The sequence below is a fragment of the Pseudomonas sp. Root71 genome (genome assembly GCF_001429045.1).
GTDB lineage: Bacteria > Pseudomonadota > Gammaproteobacteria > Pseudomonadales > Pseudomonadaceae > Aquipseudomonas > Aquipseudomonas monachiensis.
Window position 1 is genome coordinate 652808 of sequence record NZ_LMHY01000001.1, and the last position, 17338, is coordinate 670145.

The following is a 17338-nucleotide window of genomic DNA, read 5'->3' on the forward strand; positions in this document are numbered from 1 at the left end:
TCAAGCGTTTTACGCAAATGCCATAAGCCCGGCTGAGGGCCGGGCTTGGCAGAAGCTTGCTACGATCGTCTGTGTATTAGTACAGACGAACGGCGCGGCGCTGTTCGCGCTGAACTTTCTTGGCGTGACGCTTAACAGCGGCTGCTGCTTTGCGCTTACGCTCAGAAGTTGGCTTCTCGTAAAATTCGCGGCTACGAACTTCAGCCAGTACACCGGCTTTTTCGCAGGAGCGCTTGAAACGACGCAGAGCTACGTCGAAGGGTTCGTTCTCTTTTACTTTGACGGCTGGCATCCAGAGCTACCTTCATTCATTACCGGGGTCAACATCCTCGCGGCAAAAGAGCACTTGAAGACGTCGGTTTTTAAGGGTTGCGGATGTTAACCCCTCATCGCTCGGAATGCAAAGCCTCTGATCGAAAACCGCTGGTCGGGGCATCACGCGACGACTATTATGCGCGCCTTCGAATTCAGCCTAAACAAGGCGCAAACCCATGCTAGTACTGGGATTAGAAACCTCCTGCGACGAAACCGGTGTCGCATTATATGACAGTGAGCGCGGCCTGCTGGCCGACGCGCTGTTCAGTCAGATCGACCTGCATCGCGCCTATGGCGGCGTTGTGCCCGAGCTGGCTTCGCGCGATCACGTCAAACGCATGCTGCCCTTGATTCGTCAGGTGTTGGCCGAGGCCGGCTGCGTGCCGACCGAGATCGATGCGATCGCCTACACCGCGGGTCCTGGCCTGGTCGGTGCCCTGCTGGTAGGGGCTTCCTGCGCCCAGGCGCTGGCCTTTGCCTGGGGCATCCCGGCCCTCGGCGTGCATCACATGGAAGGCCATTTGCTGGCGCCGATGCTGGAGTCGCAACCGCCGGAATTTCCGTTCGTCGCTTTGTTGGTGTCGGGTGGTCATACGCAACTGGTTCAGGTCGACGGAATCGGTCAGTACACGCTCCTGGGCGAGACCCTGGATGATGCCGCCGGCGAAGCTTTCGACAAGACAGCCAAGATGATGGGCCTCAATTATCCGGGCGGGCCGGAGATCGCTCGCCTTGCAGGGCAGGGCGTTGCAGGACGTTTCGTGTTCCCGCGGCCTATGTGCGACCGCCCGGGCCTGGATTTCAGTTTCAGCGGCTTGAAAACCTTCGCCTTGAATACCTGGCAGCAGTGCGTCAGCGCCGGGGACGACAGCGAGCAAGCCCGTTGCGACATCTCGCTGGCGTTCCAGCAGGCCGTGGTGGAGACTTTGACCATCAAGTGCAAGCGTGCCCTCAAGCAGGCAGGAATGAAGCGCCTGGTGATAGCAGGGGGCGTCAGTGCCAACAAGGCGTTGCGCACTTCCCTGGAAAAAATGCTCGGCGACATGAAAGGCGATGTGTTTTATGCACGCCCTGAGTTCTGCACCGATAATGGCGCAATGATTGCGTTCGCCGGTTGCCAGCGCTTGCAGGCCGGTCAGCAGGAAAGCCTGGCTATCAGCGTGCAGGCACGCTGGCCGATGGAGCAGTTGACCGCATTGTGATGAACGGTGCTTATGTCCGGCCGCTAGAAGTGCCGTTCGCGCCCGGCAAACAGGTCGCGTAGATTGCCGCGATGGCGCCAGACGATCAGGCCTGTGAGTACGCTCATGGGCAACAGGGCGGCCGGTTCCTGCCAGGCCAGCAGCGGCAGGGTCAGTGGTGTGGCGATGAGGGCGGCCAGGGAGCTGGTGCGGGTCAGGTAGAACGTCAAGAGCCAGGCGCAGACCGCCAGAAAGGCTGCGGGCGGGTATAGTCCCAGCAACATGCCGGCTGCGGTGGCGACACCCTTGCCGCCACGAAAGCGGAAGTACAACGGAAACAGATGGCCGATCACGGCATAGACGCCGATCCAGGCCTGATCCTGTAGTGAAAGGCCCGCGATACCGGCGATCAGCACGGGCAGCAGGCCTTTGCAAAGGTCGCCGAGCAGGGTCAGGATGGCGAGTTTCTTGCCGGCCAGGCGCAACATGTTGGTGGCGCCGGCATTACCCGAGCCACTCATTCGCGGATCGGGGTTACCGGTCAGGCGGCTGAGCAAAATGGCAAAGGACAGAGAGCCGAGCAGGTAGGCGAGGATCGCCAATAACCAAAACATGCTAACTATTCCGGGCGAGGAAGCCCTGATTCTAACGGCGCATTGCGCCCTTGTCGTGTAGCGGAGAGAAGTGCTTGGACAGAGTGTTTATCGAGGGCCTGGAAGTCGACACGGTGATTGGTGCCTACGACTGGGAACGAGGCATCCGACAGTGCTTGCGTCTTGATCTGAGCTTCGCCTGGGATAATCGCCCGGCCGCAGCCGGTGATGACCTGACCCTGGCGCTCGACTACGCCAGTGTTTCCTCGCGTATCCAGGCGTTTGCCGAGCAGGCGCAATTCCAGCTGGTGGAAACCTTTGCCGAGCGGCTGGTTGAAGTACTGATGAGCGAATTCAAGATCACCTGGATGCGCCTGAAGCTGACCAAGCCCGGCGCTGTCCCGGCTGCCATCGGCGGTGTGGGCGTGGAGATCGAGCGCGGATGTCGCTGACACAGGTGTACCTCGGGCTCGGTAGCAATCTCGAGCGTGAAGCCCATTTGCGGGCGGGGCTCGATGCTTTGGCGGCGTTTCTTGTCGATATCCGCTGTTCGGCGGTGTTCGAAAGTCAGCCGGTGGGCATCAAGAGTGGGCCATTCTTCAATTTCGTGGTGTCGGCGTATACCGATCTGCCGCTTATTGAACTTGATCGTCGATTGAAATTCATCGAGGCGGATAACGGTCGTTACGCACCGGATCGCCGAGGTTTGCCACTGGATATCGACGTGTTGTTGTTCGGTGACCTGGTGGGCAACTTCGACGGCCTGATCTTGCCGCGGGCAGAAATTCTGAAGAATGCGTTTGTTCTGTGGCCGTTGTCGTTGATAGCACCGGATCGCGTGCACCCGGGCGCAGGCAAGAGCTTTGCGACCTTGTGGGCTGAAGCGCAGATTGATCAGGTGTTGGCGCCAGTGGCTTTCGAATGGCGTGGTGGGCAGCTGACACCCTCTGATTTACTGTAAAGCAAAAAGATCGCAGCCTTCGGCAGCTCCTACAAGGATTGATGCGTCCTGTAGGAGCTGCCGAAGGCTGCGATCTTTTATCCTGTTCAGGCTTTTTCTTTGTAGGCCTTCAGCGCCTTGAGTCGCTCACGCTTGATCGCCTCCCCCAGTTCCGGCCCCTTGAAGCCTTTCTCCAGCAGCGGCTGAACCGCCACGCTACGAGCCGCGGTTGCCGCGCCGCGCAAATAATCCGCCTGTGGATAACTTCTTTCTTCCAGCCCTTCGCGCCCACGCGCATCCATCTCACATGCCGCGATGAACTCCTCGAACCGCTGTGGCCGGCGGTAAATGTCGAAGCTTTGCAGCACCTCCAGCAACGTTGATGGCTTCAGCTCAAGGGCGCGATGCCCATGGGTGTGATACTCGCCCACCAGCAGTGCCAGTTCCTGGCAGTCCCTCGGTACCTTGAAGCGTTCATTGATCGCTTTGATCAGCTTCAGGCCTTTGAACTCGTGGGCAATGTGTCGCGGCCATTCTTCCTCGGGCGTCAGGCCCTTGCCCAGGTCGTGCAGCAGGCAGGCCCAGCGCACGGTCAACGGCTGTTTGTGCAGCGCCGCTTGCTGCAACACGCTCAGGGTATGTATGCCTGTATCGATTTCCGGGTGGTGGGCGGGTGGTTGCGGTACGCCAAACAGCGCGTCGACCTCGGGCATCAGGACCTGGAGTGCGCCGCATGCGCGCAAAACCTCCACAAACACCTGTGGCTGATCTTCCATCAGGGCGCGGGAAATTTCCTTCCAGCTGCGTTCCGGGGTCAGTGCTTCAAGTTCGCCTGACTCGCTGAGTTGGCGCATCAGTGCCAGGGTTTCCGGGGCAACGGTAAAACCCAGCGTCGCGTAGCGTGCCGCGAAGCGGGCAACACGCAGGACCCGGAGCGGATCTTCGGCAAATGCCGGGGAAACATGGCGAAGCAGGCGCGCTTCGAGATCGCGCTGGCCGTGGTACGGGTCGGTCAGGTTCTGCTGGTCGTCTTCGGCCATGGCATTGATGGTCAGGTCGCGACGGATCAAGTCTTCTTCGAGGGTGACTTCAGGGCTTGCGTGAAAAGTGAACCCGCCGTAACCGCGCCCGCTTTTGCGCTCGGTGCGGGCCAAGGCGTATTCCTCACCGCTTTTTGGGTGAAGAAACACCGGGAAGTCCGCACCCACCGGGCGAAAGCCCTTGGCGAGCATTTCTTCGGTGGTGGCGCCGACCACGACCCAGTCGATATCGGTTACCGGTTTGCCCAGCAGGCGATCGCGTACCGCGCCGCCGACTTTATAAATACGCATAAAAAACCTCCGTTAGCTCGACAGGATAACCGTTGCATCGAGCTTTCGGAGGCGCAAACCGGATCAAAGATGGATGACGGCCAGGTCCAGGCGGCCGTAATCACCTTCGCTGTGCTCGCTTCTGGGCGGCACATGGTGGGTTTTCATGACCTGATCGCCTTGCAGGGTTTCCAGGTGAATATCGAAGCCCCAGAGGCGGTGCAGGTGTTTGAGCACTTCTTCAGTCGAGTCCCCGAGTGGTTTGCGGTCGTGCTGCTGGTGACGCAGGGTCAGGGATCGGTCGCCACGCCGGTCGATGCTGTAGATCTGCACGTTGGGCTCGCGATTACCCAGGTTGTACTGTGCCGCGAGGGTTTCACGGATGATGCGGTAGCCTCCTTCGTCGTGAATGGCGGGCACCAGCAGGTCGTCCTTCTGGTCGTCATCAAGAATGCTGAACAGCTTCAGGTCGCGGATCACCTTGGGCGACAGGTACTGCAGGATGAAGCTCTCGTCCTTGAAGCTGCTCATGGCGAATTTGATGGCTGCCAGCCAGTCGGTACCGGCGATGTCCGGGAACCAGCGGTAATCTTCTTCCGTAGGTTCTTCGCACATGCGACGGATGTCGCGGTACATGGCAAACCCCAGGGCGTAGGGGTTGATGCCACTGTAGTAAGGGCTGTCGAAACCAGGCTGGAACACCACGCTGGTGTGGGACGTCAGGAACTCCATCATGAAGCCGTCGGTGACCAGGCCCTCGTCGTAGAGGTCGTTCATCAGGGTGTAGTGCCAGAACGTGGCCCAGCCCTCGTTCATCACCTGGGTCTGACGCTGTGGATAAAAATACTGGGCGATCTTGCGCACGATGCGCACGATTTCCCGTTGCCATGGCTCCAGCAGCGGCGCGTGTTTTTCGATGAAGTACAGGATATTTTCCTGAGGTTCGGCGGGGAAGCGCGCGTTGTCCTTGTCGCTGTACTTGTCCGCGCCCTTGGGAATGGTGCGCCACAGATCGTTGATCTGTTTCTGTAGATGTTCTTCCCGGTCCTTTTGCCGGCGACGTTCTTCCTCCGCGGAGATCGGATAAGGGCGTTTGTAGCGGTCGACACCATAGTTCATCAGGGCATGGCAGGAGTCGAGCAGGTCCTCGACCGCGTCGATGCCGTGGCGTTCTTCGCACTGCATGATGTACTGCTTGGCAAACACCAGGTAATCGATGATCGAGCTGGCGTCGGTCCAGGTGCGGAACAGGTAATTGCCTTTGAAAAAGCTGTTGTGCCCGTAGCAGGCATGGGCCACCACCAGCGCCTGCATGCAGATTGTGTTTTCTTCCATCAGGTAGGCGATGCATGGATCGGAGTTGATCACGATTTCGTAGGCCAGCCCCATCTGGCCGCGGGTATAGGACTTTTCGGTGCTGAGGAAGTGCTTGCCGTAGGACCAGTGGTGATAACCCAGCGGCATACCGACCGAGGCGTAGGCGTCCATCATCTGTTCGGCGGTGATCACTTCGATCTGGTTGGGATACGTATCGAGTGCGTAACCGGCCGCAATACGACTGATTTCGCGGTCGTAGGCCTGAATCAGCTCGAACGTCCATTCGGAGCCGGTGGAAATGGGTTGGCGTTTCTGCTCTTTGGCGGTCATGTCACTAACCTGCGCTGGAAGAGTTCACGGAAGACCGGATAGATATCCCCGGCCGAGACCAGTTGTTGCTGGGCAAATGTGTCGGAAAAGGCTTCGGCGATGCGCTCGTACTCGAACCACAGGGCCTGGTGTTCGCGCGGGGTGATCTCAACGTAAGTGTAGTACTGCACGAAAGGCATGATCTGGTTGATCAGGATGTCGCGGCAGATAGGGGAGTCGTCGTTCCAGTTGTCACCGTCGGAGGCCTGGGCGGCGTAGATGTTCCACTCGTTGCTCGGATAACGCTCGGCCATGATCTCCTGCATCAGTTTCAAGGCGCTGGAGACGATGGTGCCGCCGGTTTCACGGGAGTAGAAAAACTCCTCTTCATCCACTTCGCGGGCGCTGGTGTGGTGGCGGATGAACACGACGTCAATCTTGTCGTAGTTACGCTTGAGAAACAGGTACAGCAGGATAAAGAAGCGCTTGGCGATATCCTTGGTCGCCTGGGTCATCGAGCCGGATACGTCCATCAGGCAGAACATCACGGCCTTGGAACTGGGGTTGGGTTGCTTGATGAGCAGGTTGTACTTGAGGTCGAACGTGTCGAGGAACGGGATGCGATGAATGCGCGCACTGAGTTTTTCGATTTCTTCTTCGATTTTCTGAATATCGCCGAAGTTGTCCGGTTCTTCCTGCTTGAGTCGCAGAAGTTCTTCCTTGGCTTCGCGCAGCTTTGCCCGGCTGCTGCCGGACAGGGCGATACGCCGGGCGTGAGCCGAACGCAAGGTGCGGATGATGTTGATCCGCGAGGGGTTACCCTCGTTGCTGATCCCGGCGCGCACGGTCTTGAAGGTGTCGGTGCCGGTCAGGTTGCGCTTGACCAGATTGGGTAGTTCGAGGTCCTCGAACATGAACTCGAGGAACTCTTCCTGGGTGATCTGGAAGACGAATTCGTCCATTCCTTCGCCGGAATTGCCGGCCTTGCCGGGGCCACGGCCACCACCACCTCCCGGTGGGCGGGCGATATGTTCGCCGCTGGTGAATTCCTTGTTGCCCGGGTGCACGACCGTCTGCTTGCCACCGCGACCGTGATGAAGCACCGGCTCGTCGATGTCGCGGCCGGGAATGCTGATTTGTTCGCCGTGTTCCATATCGGTAATGGAGCGCCGGCTGACCGCCTCTTCGACAGCCTTCTTGATGTGATCACGGTAACGCCGCAGAAACCGCTGGCGGTTCACCGTGCTCTTGTTCTTGCCATTGAGACGTCGGTCGATCACATAGCTCATGACTGCTCCTTAGAAGCTGTCCTGAAAGGGGCGAGCGGTGATACAGCATCGAACCGAGAGCCGAGGGATGTTGAACGCTCCCCCAAGCGCTTTGGATGCTGCCTGAACTCGCTACCGACTTTCGAACACCTTCCAGAGGCCTGTGTAACAGAAAAAGCGCACACAGGTCTCTGGCTGACGACAACCGGTCTGACCGGCAGCGGGTTATTGTGATTTTCTGACCCGCAGGTACCACTCGGAGAGCAGTCGTACCTGTTTGTCGGTGTAGCCCCGCTCGACCATCCGTGTGACGAAGTCGTTGTGTTTCTGCTGGTCCTCTTTGCTGGCCTTGGCATTGAAGCTGATGACTGGCAGCAGGTCCTCGGTGTTGGAGAACATTTTCTTCTCGATGACCACCCGCAGTTTTTCGTAGCTGAGCCAGGTCGGGTTCTTGCCGTTGTTGTTGGCCCGGGCGCGCAGTACGAAGTTGACGATTTCGTTGCGGAAATCCTTCGGATTGCTGATGCCGGCCGGTTTTTCGATTTTCTCCAGTTCTTCGTTCAACGCTACGCGGTTGAGGATCTCGCCGGTTTCCGGGTCGCGATACTCCTGGTCCTGGATCCAGAAGTCGGCGTACAGCACATAACGATCGAAGATGTTCTGACCGTACTCGCTGTAAGACTCGAGGTAGGCGGTCTGGATCTCCTTGCCGATGAACTCGATGTAGCGCGGTGCCAGGTACTCCTTGAGGAAGCGCAGATAGCGTTCGCGGGTCTCGGCCTGGAACTGTTCCTGCTCGATCTGTTGTTCAAGCACGTAGAGCAGGTGTACCGGGTTGGCGGCGATTTCGTGCGGATCGAAGTTGAACACCTTAGACAGGATCTTGAATGCGAAGCGGGTCGAAAGACCGTTCATGCCTTCGTCGACGCCCGCATTGTCGCGGTATTCCTGGATCGATTTGGCTTTCGGATCGGTATCCTTGAGGTTCTCGCCGTCGTACACGCGCATCTTCGAGTAGATGTTGGAGTTTTCCGGCTCCTTGAGGCGCGAGAGCACGGTGAACTGGGCCAGCATCTTCAGGGTATCCGGCGCGCAATGCGCCTTGGCCAGCGAACTGTTGAACAGCAGCTTGTCGTAGATCTTGACTTCGTCACTGACCCGCAGGCAGTACGGCACTTTGACGATGTAGATCCGGTCGATGAAGGCTTCGTTGTTCTTGTTATTGCGGAAGGTATGCCACTCCGATTCGTTGGAGTGGGCCAACAGGATCCCGGTGAACGGAATCGCGCCGAGGCCTTCGGTACTGTTGTAGTTGCCCTCCTGGGTGGCGGTCAGCAGTGGGTGCAGCACCTTGATGGGTGCCTTGAACATTTCGACGAATTCCATCAGGCCCTGGTTGGCCCGGCACAGGGCGCCCGAGTAGCTGTAGGCGTCGGCGTCATTCTGCGGGAACTCCTCCAGTTTGCGGATATCGACCTTGCCCACTAGCGCCGAGATGTCCTGGTTGTTTTCGTCGCCAGGTTCGGTCTTGGCCACGGCGATCTGGTTGAGGATCGACGGGTAGAGTTTCACCACGCGGAACTGGCTGATGTCGCCGCCGAATTCGGCCAGGCGCTTGGTCGCCCATGGCGACATGATGGTGTTGAGGTAGCGCCGTGGAATGCCGAAGTCTTCTTCCAGGATCGCTCCATCTTCAGTGGAGTTGAACAGACCCAGGGGCGACTCGAAAACCGGCGAGCCCTTGATGGCATAGAAGGGCACTTTTTCCATCAGTTGCTTGAGCTTCTCGGCCAGGGACGATTTACCGCCACCGACTGGGCCGAGCAGGTAAAGGATCTGTTTCTTCTCTTCCAGGCCCTGCGCGGCATGGCGGAAATACGACACGATCTGGTCGATGCATTCTTCCATCCCGTGGAAGTCTTCAAAGGCCGGATAGCGACGGATGACCTTGTTGGAGAAGATGCGCGACAGTCTCGAGTTGGTCGAGGTGTCGAGCAGTTCCGGTTCACCGATGGCCAGCAGTAGACGCTCGGCGGCGGAAACGTAGGCGCTACGGTCTTTTTTGCACAGTTCCAGATACTCTTGCAGAGAGAGTTCTTCCTGGCGTGTGGACTCGAAGCGTTGTTGGAAGTGGCTAAAGATACTCATGACGTCACCTCGCTCGATACGTGGAGCCGACGCCGGATCACTCAGTCGATGCTGGCAGCAACCGAACAGGCGATTGCTGTTTACCCCCCAGAACTCTCCCGGAGCTGACTACTCCGAAAGCTACTCCCGATGACCCGTGCGCCGGTGTACCGGCTCTCCCCTGTTTTGGATGGCCTGGGCTTAAGGATAGTTGGGAATTCGGGAGGTAAAGGCGAGATACGTAATTAGTTGTGGCAGACCGTTCGTCTGCCACCGCGCCAGCCCGCGGGAGCCGGGGCCTGCAACGTTACAAAAAAATTATTCAGTGGTGCCTTGCGCCGTTTCCGCAGGATACGTCGTACGCCACAACTCAAATCCGCCATCCATGCTGTAGACGTCGGAGAAGCCCTGGCTGATCAGGTAGGCGGCTGCGCCCTGGCTGGAATTGCCGTGATAGCAGACCACCACGGTCGGTGCATCGAGGTCGGCACCCTGGATGAAAGCGTGCAGGGAATGGTTATCCAGGTGCTTGGAGCCTGCGATGTGCAGGGCGGCAAAAGTGGCCGGGTCGCGGACGTCGACCACCACTGCGCCTTGTTCGCGCAGGGCCTGGGCCTGTTCCGGGGGGATACGTTTGAATTCGCTCATGGCGGGCTCCTGTGGCTCGGCTGAATGGGCAGTCTAGCGCGGGGCGCTGGCTGGCGATGTTTGGGGAATGGATGAGGCGACTGGCGGCACGGCATGACCGTGTTCGTCGCATTTGCAGGACAGGCGCTCAAAGCTGTCGACGTTCATCAGGGTCAGGGCGCCGCCCCAGACACAGCCTGTATCGAGTGCCGAAATACCCGGCTCTTCGACGTTGCCTTCCAGCGCTGCCCAGTGACCGAAGATGATCTTCAGGTCCTTGGTCTTGCGTTCCTTGTGCTGGAACCAGGGCTTGTAGCCAGGCGGTGCGGTATCGAGGCCTTCCTTGCTCTTGAGGTCGAGTTTGCCTTCGGCGGTGCAAAAGCGCATGCGCGTGAAATAGTTGGTGATCAACCGCAGGCGCGTCACGCCTTTGAGGTCGTTGTCCCATTTCGCCGGATCGTTGCCGTACATGCCATCGAGGTAGGGCGGCAACAGGTTGTCGTCGCGCAAGGCGGTCTCGACCTCGGCGGCACACTTCAAGGCTTTGCGCAGCGACCACTGCGGTGGAATGCCGGCATGGACCAGTGCAAGGTTGCGCTGTTCGTCGTAGTGCATGAGCTTTTGCTGGCGCAGCCATTCCAGCAGTTCGGCGCTATCGGGCGCTTCAATGATCTCGCGCAGGGTATCGGCCTTTTTCAGTCGCTCGATATTGCGTCCGGCCGCCAGCAGGTGCAGGTCATGGTTGCCGAGCACGCACACCAGCGATTCGCGAATGCTGTAGAGGAAGCGCAAGGTTTCCAGCGACTGCGGGCCGCGGTTGACCAGGTCGCCCACCAGCCACAGGCGATCCCGTTGTGGGTCGAACGCCACTTGTTTGAGCAGGCATTGCAGGGCTTGAAGACAGCCTTGCAGGTCACCGACAGCGTACGTTGCCATCAGTGCAAGGCTCCGGGCACCGCCAGGCGGAAGGGCGCGATGATGGCATCGAAGTGTTTGCCGTCGTCGGACAACATCTGATAGGTGCCTTGCATGGTGCCGACCTTGGTGGTCATGACCGTGCCGCTGCTGTAGGTGTGGCTCTTGCCGGGGTCGATCAGCGGTTGCTGGCCGACGACGCCTGCGCCGCGCACTTCTTCGACATGCCCGTCACCATCGGTGATGACCCAGTGCCGTGAAAGCAGTTTGGCGGGCATTTCACCATTGTTTTGCACGGTGATGGTGTAGGCGAAGGCAAAGCGGTCGTGCTCGGGTTGCGATTGTTCTGCCAGATAGCGAGTGACGACGCTGACGTCGACCTGATAGCGAGGATCGGACATGCAAGGGGCCTTAAAAACGAAGCGGGACGCGGGGCGTAGCTGTTGGGTTCAGTCTAGGCCAAGTATCGGGTAGTAGACCAGAGTGGCGTCCTACCCGATAGCGCTCATCGCTTGTCAGTCTGCGGCAGGCTTTTGTTCGCTGAGCTTGTCAGCCAGGCGCACGAACGCGGCCAGGTCGAGTTGCTCGGGACGCAGGCTGCCATCGACACCGGCGGCTTCGATTTCAGCATTGCTCAGCAACAGCTTGAGGGTGTTGCGCAGGGTTTTGCGGCGCTGGTTGAACGCTTCGCGCACGACGCGTTCCAGCAGGCGGTGATCCTTGGCCGGGTGTGGCAGTACCGCGTGGGGCACCAGGCGCACGATGGCCGAGTCGACTTTCGGTGGCGGGTTGAACGCGCCAGGGCCGACGTTGAACAGGTGCTCGACCCTGCAGTGGTACTGAACCATGATCGACAAGCGACCCCAGTCACCACCACCAGGGCCGGCAGCCAGGCGCTCGACCACTTCCTTTTGCAGCATGAAGTGCATGTCGCGAATCAGGTGCGAGTTGTGCAGCAGGTGAAAAATCAGCGGGGTGGAGATGTTGTACGGCAGGTTGCCGACCACTCGCAGGCTGCCAGGCGCGGCATTCAGGCTGTTGAAGTCGAACTTCAGCGCATCGCCCTGATGCAGGTTGAAGTTGCTCTTGCCGGCAAACTGCTGGTTGAGGATCGGGATCAGGTCCTTGTCCAGTTCCACCACATCAAGTTGCGCGCCGCTGCTGAGCAGGCCTTGGGTCAGTGCACCCTGGCCCGGGCCGATTTCCAGCAGGCGGTCTTCTGCCTTGGCATGAATGGAGCGCAGGATGCGGTCGATAACGCCGGCATCGTGCAGGAAGTTCTGGCCAAAGCGTTTGCGCGCCTTGTGTTGGTAGTGCTCGGTCATAAACGGGTCTCGGCCATCTGGTAGGCGGTTTCCAGGGCGACTTGCAGGCTGCCGGTGTCGATCCTGCCGCTGCCGGCCAGGTCCAGGGCTGTGCCGTGGTCGACCGAGGTGCGGATGATCGGCAAGCCGAGGGTCACGTTGACTGCCGCGCCGAAGCCTTTGTACTTCAGCACCGGCAGGCCCTGGTCGTGGTACATCGCCAGCACCGCATCGCAGTGCTCCAGATATTTGGGGGTAAACAGAGTGTCGGCGGGCAGGGGGCCGCGAAGGTCCATGCCCTCGCCGCGCAGGCGCTCTAATGTGGGTTCGATGATATCGATTTCTTCATGGCCCAGGTGTCCGCCTTCGCCGGCATGGGGGTTGAGCCCGCAGACCAGGATGCGTGGCCGGGCGATGCCGAACTTGCTTTTCAGGTCGGCGTGCAGGATTCGCGTGACGCGTTCCAGACGCTCTGGCGTGATTGCATCGGCAATCTCGCGAAGGGGCAGGTGAGTGGTCACCAGGGCCACGCGCAAGCCGCGTGTAGCCAGCATCATCACCACTTGCGCGGTGTGGGTCAGGTCGGCGAGGAATTCCGTGTGCCCGGAAAAGGCGATGCCGGATTCGTTGATGACGCCTTTGTGCACCGGCGCGGTAATCATGCCGGCGAAATGTCCGTCCAGGCAGCCCTGGCCGGCGCGGGTCAGGGTTTCCAGTACGAAGGCAGCGTTGGCCTTGTCCAGTTGCCCGGCGACGACCTTGGCATTGAGCGGTGTATCCCAGACATACAGGCTGTTGGCTGGCGCGGGTGCATCCGGCCAGTTGTCCGGTGTGACCGGTAGCAAATCGACAGCCACACCCAGCTGCGCGGCCCGCTCAATGAGCAGGTCGCGGCTGGTAATGGCAATCAGGGGATGAGGCTGGGCTTGCGAGGCGAGCAGCAGGCACAGGTCGGGACCTATGCCGGCTGGTTCGCCGGGTGTCAGCGCGAAACGTTGGGGTTTCACTGCGCTGCCTGGTCGGCGCCAGGGAGTTTGATTTCCACGTACGCTTCGTCACGGATCTGACGCAGCCAGGTTTGCAGCTCTTCATCGTATTTGCGGTTACGCAAAACGGTCATTGCTTGCTGCTCGCGGGCCTGTGAGGTGCTGTCGGTGGCGCGACGGCCAAGGACTTCCAGGACGTGCCAGCCGTACTGAGTCTGGAACGGCCTGGACAGCTGACCTTGCGGGGTCTTGGCCATCACTTCGCGGAATTCCGGCACCAGTGCGTTCGGGTCGATCCAGTTCAGGTCGCCGCCGTTAAGGGCTGAACCCGGGTCTTCCGAGTAGCTTTTCGCCAGCTCGCCGAAGTCTTCGCCAGACTCGATACGGCTGTAGAGCGACTCAACCAGGGCCTTGGTTTTTGCTTCGTCGCGGATCGGGCTCGGTTTGACCAGGATGTGGCGCACATGCACTTCGTCGCGCATCTGGGTCTGGCCGCCACGCTTTTCGAGGACCTTCAGGATGATGAAGCCGCCCGGGGTGCGCATTGGCTGGGTGACATCACCCACCGGCATGGTGCTCAGCAGGCGATCGAACGGCGGAGGCAATTGAGCGGCTTTACGCCAGCCCATGTCACCACCCTCCAGTGCGGTTTCGCTGGCGGACTTGGCGATTGCCAACTGACCGAAGTCAGCGCCTTGCTTGAGCTGCTGGTAAATCGCATCGGCCTGCTTGGCTGCACTCTGAATCGCATCGGAGTTGGCGCTTTCCGGCGTAGGAATCAGGATGTTGGCCAGGTGGAACTCTTCAGACAGCTGCATTTTGCCCAGGTCGGACGCCAGGAAATTCTTCACTTCCTGCTCGGAGATCTGGATGCGTTCGGCGACCCGACGCTGGCGTACACGGCTGATGACCATTTCGCGGCGAATCTGCTCGCGTGCGTCGTCGTAGGACAGACCGTCGCGAGTCAGGGCGGTGCGGAACTGCTCGACCGACATGTTGTTGCGCTGGGCAATGGTGCCGACAGCCTGGTTCAACTCTTCGTCGGTAATGCGGATGCCGGAGCGCTCGCCGATCTGCAATTGCAGGTTTTCGACGATCAGGCGCTCAAGTACCTGCTGTTCCAGCACGCTGGCCGGCGGCACGGCAGAACCGCGCTTGGCAATGGTTTTTTGAACTTCATGAACCCGTTGGTCCAGTTGGCTCTGCATGACCACGTCGTTGTCGACGATGGCCACCACTTTATCGATGGACTGCACGGCGGCGCTGGCCGCCGTACTCAGGAACAGCGCGCCCAGCATCAGCGGGCGCAGACAATCAGAAAGCTTGGTCTTCACGTTCACGATAACCTTGAATGCCTTTGTCGAGGAAGCTCTCGGCCTTGGAGCCGGTAAGGCCGCCGAGTCCCTTCAGAACAATTTGGAGGAAGACGCCATGGTCGCCTTTTTCGTTTTGCGGTGCTTCCTGGCTGAACTCGTCGTAATCAACGAAGTAACGGTTGATCAGGCGCAGTTTCCAGCAGCAGTTGTCGTACTCGAAACCACCGAATGCATCCAGGGTACGGTTGCGGTTGTAGTCATACTGCCAACGGCTGATAACGCTCCATTGCGGCACGATTGGCCAGATCACCGAGAAGTCGTGCTGTTCGATCTTGTAGTAATCCTTCACGTAGCCAGGCTGGCCAGGGGTGCCGTAGTCACCGCCGCCCACAGTCCATTTACCGGTGTTCTGGTCGTAACGGACCTGGTCATTGCGATAGCGGTAGCCGAAGTTGACGATCTTGTTCGGATTGTCTTCAGGCTGGTAGTGGAACATCGCGCTGCCCGAGCGAGGGCTGCGGCTGTCCGGGTCCCAGTTGTAGTCGGCGGTGGTACGCCAGTCGCGGTTCCAGCGATATTCGTATTCCAGTGCGTACGGCGAAACGCTGGCTTGGGCATCGGCACGGGTTTTTGCATCGATACCCGGCAACTGAACTTCGCGGTCCTTGAAGTACAAGGCCTGGCCGACACTGATGCGCTGACGCTCGAAACCGTCGTCTTCGATCCAGCGGCTGGTCACGCCCAGGGACAGTTTGTTCTCGTCGCCGACACGGTCGGAGCCGGAGAAGCGGTTGTCACGGAACAGCGACGCATAGTTGAAGGTGTATTCGCTGGTGTCGAATACCGGGATGTCTTCCTGGTCGACCTCAGGCACGTACAGGTAGAACAGGCGCGGCTCGAGGGTCTGGCGGTAGTTCTTGCCGAAATACTGGGTATTGCGATCGAAGTACAGGCCGCTGTCGATGCTGGCGATTGGTACGCCGCGGTTCTGGTTGCTGTCGAACGTTCCCAGGAGCTTGTCCTGTTCTGCGGTCTGATTCGCAATCTGACCTTTGCCAGTGCTGTCCAGGTCCAGTTGGTACTGTGTGTACTGGTACTTGAGCTTCGGTGTCAGGAAGCCGTACGTCGTATTCATCGGCAAGCTGATGGCGGGCGCCAGGTTCAGGCGGTCGCCATTGGCACGAGCCAGGCCTTGAACGTTGTTATCGAGGCGGGGAGAGCCGACACCGTCTTCGTCAAAGTATGTTCCGCTCTGCAGATCCCGGTCAAACCGCACGAGTTCGGTGTTGTACGTGAAGTCCAGGCCTTCCGGATGATAAGGCAGCATGCCGTCGAGGGTGAGCTGCGGCAGGCGGTCGTACGGCGTAATGTTCGACACGCTCGCCAGTTCGTAGGCCTGGGCGTTCACGCGAGCGGAATAGCTGTCGCCACGATAGGTGACGGAGCCTTGCTGGTTCACGTAGTCGTTGCTTTTGATGCCAATCTGGTCGGTCTGCAGATCCTGGAAGTAATACGGATCGCTGATCTTGGTGTAGTCGACTTGCGTGAGCACTCGCGAGTCGAGACCGCCCTTGTGCTGCCAGTTGTACATGTAGCGGGTTTTTTCGGCGTCGCTCTGCTTGTCGCGTTCGTTGCTTTCGTCGTTGAGGTACGCCGCACCGAACTGGCCTTCGCTGGACTTGGTCAGGTAGCGGAATTCGCCTTCCATCAACAAGCCGTGCTTTTCCATGTAGCGCGGGTACAACGTGGCATCGTAGTTCGGCGCCAGGTTGAAGTAATACGGGGTGACCAGCATGAAGCCGGTATCGCTGCCGGTGCCGATGGTCGGCGGCAGGAAGCCGGACTGGCGACGGTCGTCGATCGGGAAATAGATGTACGGCGTATACAGGATCGGAATGTCCTTGACCCGCAGCGTCACGTTGGTCGCGGTACCGAAGCCGGTGGCCGGGTTCAGGGTGATGTTGTTGCCCTTGAGCTGCCAGGCGTTGCTGTTCGGTTCGCACGTGGTGTACGTACCATCCTTGAGGCGGATGATCGCGTTCTCGGCACGTTTGGCGTACAGCGCATTACCGCGGATGCGGGATTTGTGCATCACGTATTCGGCGTTGTCGACCTTGGCTTCGCCGGTGTCGAGCTGTACGTCGGCGTGGTCGCCGACGATCAGGGCGCCGTTGTCGCGAATGCGCACGTTGCCGTTCAGGTCGCCACGGCTCTCGGCCTGGTAAAGGTTGGCTTCGTCTGCTTCGACCTGCATGCTGCCCTGGCGCATGACAACGTCGCCGGCCAGGGTCGCGACTTGCTCATCCTGCTTATAGCGGGAGGCTTTTGCGCCGATAAAGGTTGGAGCGTCACTTTTATTGGTCTTGTCATCCATGCCAGGACGAATCGGTTCGATATAGGAACCAGAGCAATAAGGACCGGTTTCGGCCAATTGTGCGGCGGTGAGCTGCTCGCGGGGAACCCAGTCGAGGTGACTGTAGTCTGCGCTACGCGACTTCAGGCCACGGCCTTTGGATTCGGTGACCAGCACCGGCTTGGCGCCGGCGTCTTCGCTGGAACCGTTCTCGGCCGGAGCTTCGCCGGTGGCCGAAACTGCGCTGCCGTCATGGACGGGACGCGGTGGCAATGCAGCCGCCGGCGTCTTTGGCGCACAGTCCCAGGAACCCGAAGCAGAGACTGAGCAGTCATACTGTTCCGCGGCGACCACGTAGGAAGTGGCAAGGGGTTGCAGCGCCAGCAAACTGCCGGTAACCAACAACGGAAATTTTTTACGAAACGCGGGGGATTTCAATGCCATCTTATTAGTCCGGGCTTCCTGCGTGCCATCTGC

The 17338-nt window shown here is 59.5% G+C and carries 16 protein-coding genes; 3 read left to right on the forward strand and 13 right to left on the reverse strand.

Annotated features, from left to right (window positions below):
- Positions 1-76: 76 nt before the first annotated feature.
- Entirely contained in the window at positions 77-292 is a 216-nt protein-coding gene (gene rpsU, locus ASD95_RS28270) for a 30S ribosomal protein S21 (RefSeq protein ID WP_002551877.1), read from the reverse strand.
- A 199-nt stretch (positions 293-491) separates the two neighbouring features.
- Between rpsU and tsaD the strand changes: the two genes are divergently transcribed.
- Entirely contained in the window at positions 492-1517 is a 1026-nt protein-coding gene (gene tsaD / locus ASD95_RS03025) for a tRNA (adenosine(37)-N6)-threonylcarbamoyltransferase complex transferase subunit TsaD (protein ID WP_056726635.1), read from the forward strand.
- A 23-nt stretch (positions 1518-1540) separates the two neighbouring features.
- Here tsaD and plsY read toward each other — a convergent pair whose 3' ends face one another.
- Positions 1541-2110, reverse strand: coding sequence for a glycerol-3-phosphate 1-O-acyltransferase PlsY (gene plsY, locus ASD95_RS03030; protein ID WP_056726636.1), 570 nt, complete (start codon positions 2108-2110; stop codon positions 1541-1543).
- A 74-nt stretch (positions 2111-2184) separates the two neighbouring features.
- On the opposite strand from plsY, the gene folB reads away from it, so the two are divergent.
- Both folB and folK read left to right on the forward strand, forming a co-directional pair.
- Positions 2185-2541 (forward strand): dihydroneopterin aldolase, encoded by a 357-nt coding sequence (folB, locus tag ASD95_RS03035; RefSeq protein ID WP_056726637.1) that lies wholly within the window; start codon positions 2185-2187, stop codon positions 2539-2541.
- Positions 2532-3050 (forward strand): 2-amino-4-hydroxy-6-hydroxymethyldihydropteridine diphosphokinase, encoded by a 519-nt coding sequence (gene folK / locus ASD95_RS03040; protein ID WP_056726638.1) that lies wholly within the window; start codon positions 2532-2534, stop codon positions 3048-3050. The genes folB and folK overlap by 10 nt, the downstream gene beginning before the upstream one ends.
- Positions 3051-3136: 86 nt before the next feature.
- Here the strand turns inward: folK and ASD95_RS03045 are convergent, their stop codons facing one another.
- From ASD95_RS03045 to ASD95_RS03095, 11 genes are all read right to left on the reverse strand, one after another.
- Positions 3137-4360: a multifunctional CCA addition/repair protein gene (locus tag ASD95_RS03045; protein ID WP_056726639.1), complete on the reverse strand. Its 1224-nt coding sequence runs from the start codon at positions 4358-4360 to the stop codon at positions 3137-3139.
- Between the two features lie 63 nt (positions 4361-4423).
- Complete coding sequence (locus tag ASD95_RS03050) at positions 4424-5986, reverse strand: SpoVR family protein (protein WP_056726640.1); 1563 nt, start codon at positions 5984-5986, stop codon at positions 4424-4426.
- A complete protein-coding gene (locus ASD95_RS03055) occupies positions 5983-7254 on the reverse strand; it encodes a YeaH/YhbH family protein (RefSeq protein WP_056726641.1) in 1272 nt (423 codons plus the stop codon). Before ASD95_RS03055 ends, ASD95_RS03050 begins: the two co-directional genes overlap by 4 nt.
- A 204-nt stretch (positions 7255-7458) precedes the next feature.
- Positions 7459-9381 carry a PrkA family serine protein kinase gene (locus tag ASD95_RS03060; RefSeq protein WP_007980217.1) on the reverse strand — a complete coding sequence of 641 codons (1923 nt, stop codon included), beginning with the start codon at positions 9379-9381 and terminating at the stop codon, positions 7459-7461.
- 297 nt (positions 9382-9678) lie between these two features.
- Positions 9679-10008 (reverse strand): thiosulfate sulfurtransferase GlpE, encoded by a 330-nt coding sequence (gene glpE, locus ASD95_RS03065; RefSeq protein WP_008051614.1) that lies wholly within the window; start codon positions 10006-10008, stop codon positions 9679-9681.
- 33 nt (positions 10009-10041) lie between these two features.
- Positions 10042-10923 (reverse strand): symmetrical bis(5'-nucleosyl)-tetraphosphatase, encoded by an 882-nt coding sequence (locus tag ASD95_RS03070; protein ID WP_056726642.1) that lies wholly within the window; start codon positions 10921-10923, stop codon positions 10042-10044.
- Positions 10923-11303, reverse strand: a complete 381-nt coding sequence (gene apaG / locus ASD95_RS03075; protein WP_007980214.1) for a Co2+/Mg2+ efflux protein ApaG — start codon at positions 11301-11303, stop codon at positions 10923-10925. The genes ASD95_RS03070 and apaG overlap by 1 nt, the downstream gene beginning before the upstream one ends.
- A gap of 114 nt (positions 11304-11417) precedes the next feature.
- Positions 11418-12227 (reverse strand): 16S rRNA (adenine(1518)-N(6)/adenine(1519)-N(6))-dimethyltransferase RsmA, encoded by an 810-nt coding sequence (gene rsmA / locus ASD95_RS03080; protein WP_046039480.1) that lies wholly within the window; start codon positions 12225-12227, stop codon positions 11418-11420.
- Entirely contained in the window at positions 12224-13213 is a 990-nt protein-coding gene (pdxA, locus tag ASD95_RS03085; RefSeq protein ID WP_056726643.1) for a 4-hydroxythreonine-4-phosphate dehydrogenase PdxA, read from the reverse strand. Before pdxA ends, rsmA begins: the two co-directional genes overlap by 4 nt.
- Positions 13210-14526 (reverse strand): peptidylprolyl isomerase SurA, encoded by a 1317-nt coding sequence (gene surA / locus ASD95_RS03090; RefSeq protein ID WP_156385820.1) that lies wholly within the window; start codon positions 14524-14526, stop codon positions 13210-13212. The genes pdxA and surA overlap by 4 nt, the downstream gene beginning before the upstream one ends.
- A complete protein-coding gene (locus ASD95_RS03095; RefSeq protein WP_056726645.1) occupies positions 14507-17305 on the reverse strand; it encodes an LPS-assembly protein LptD in 2799 nt (932 codons plus the stop codon). The genes surA and ASD95_RS03095 overlap by 20 nt, the downstream gene beginning before the upstream one ends.
- Positions 17306-17338 lie beyond the last annotated feature (33 nt).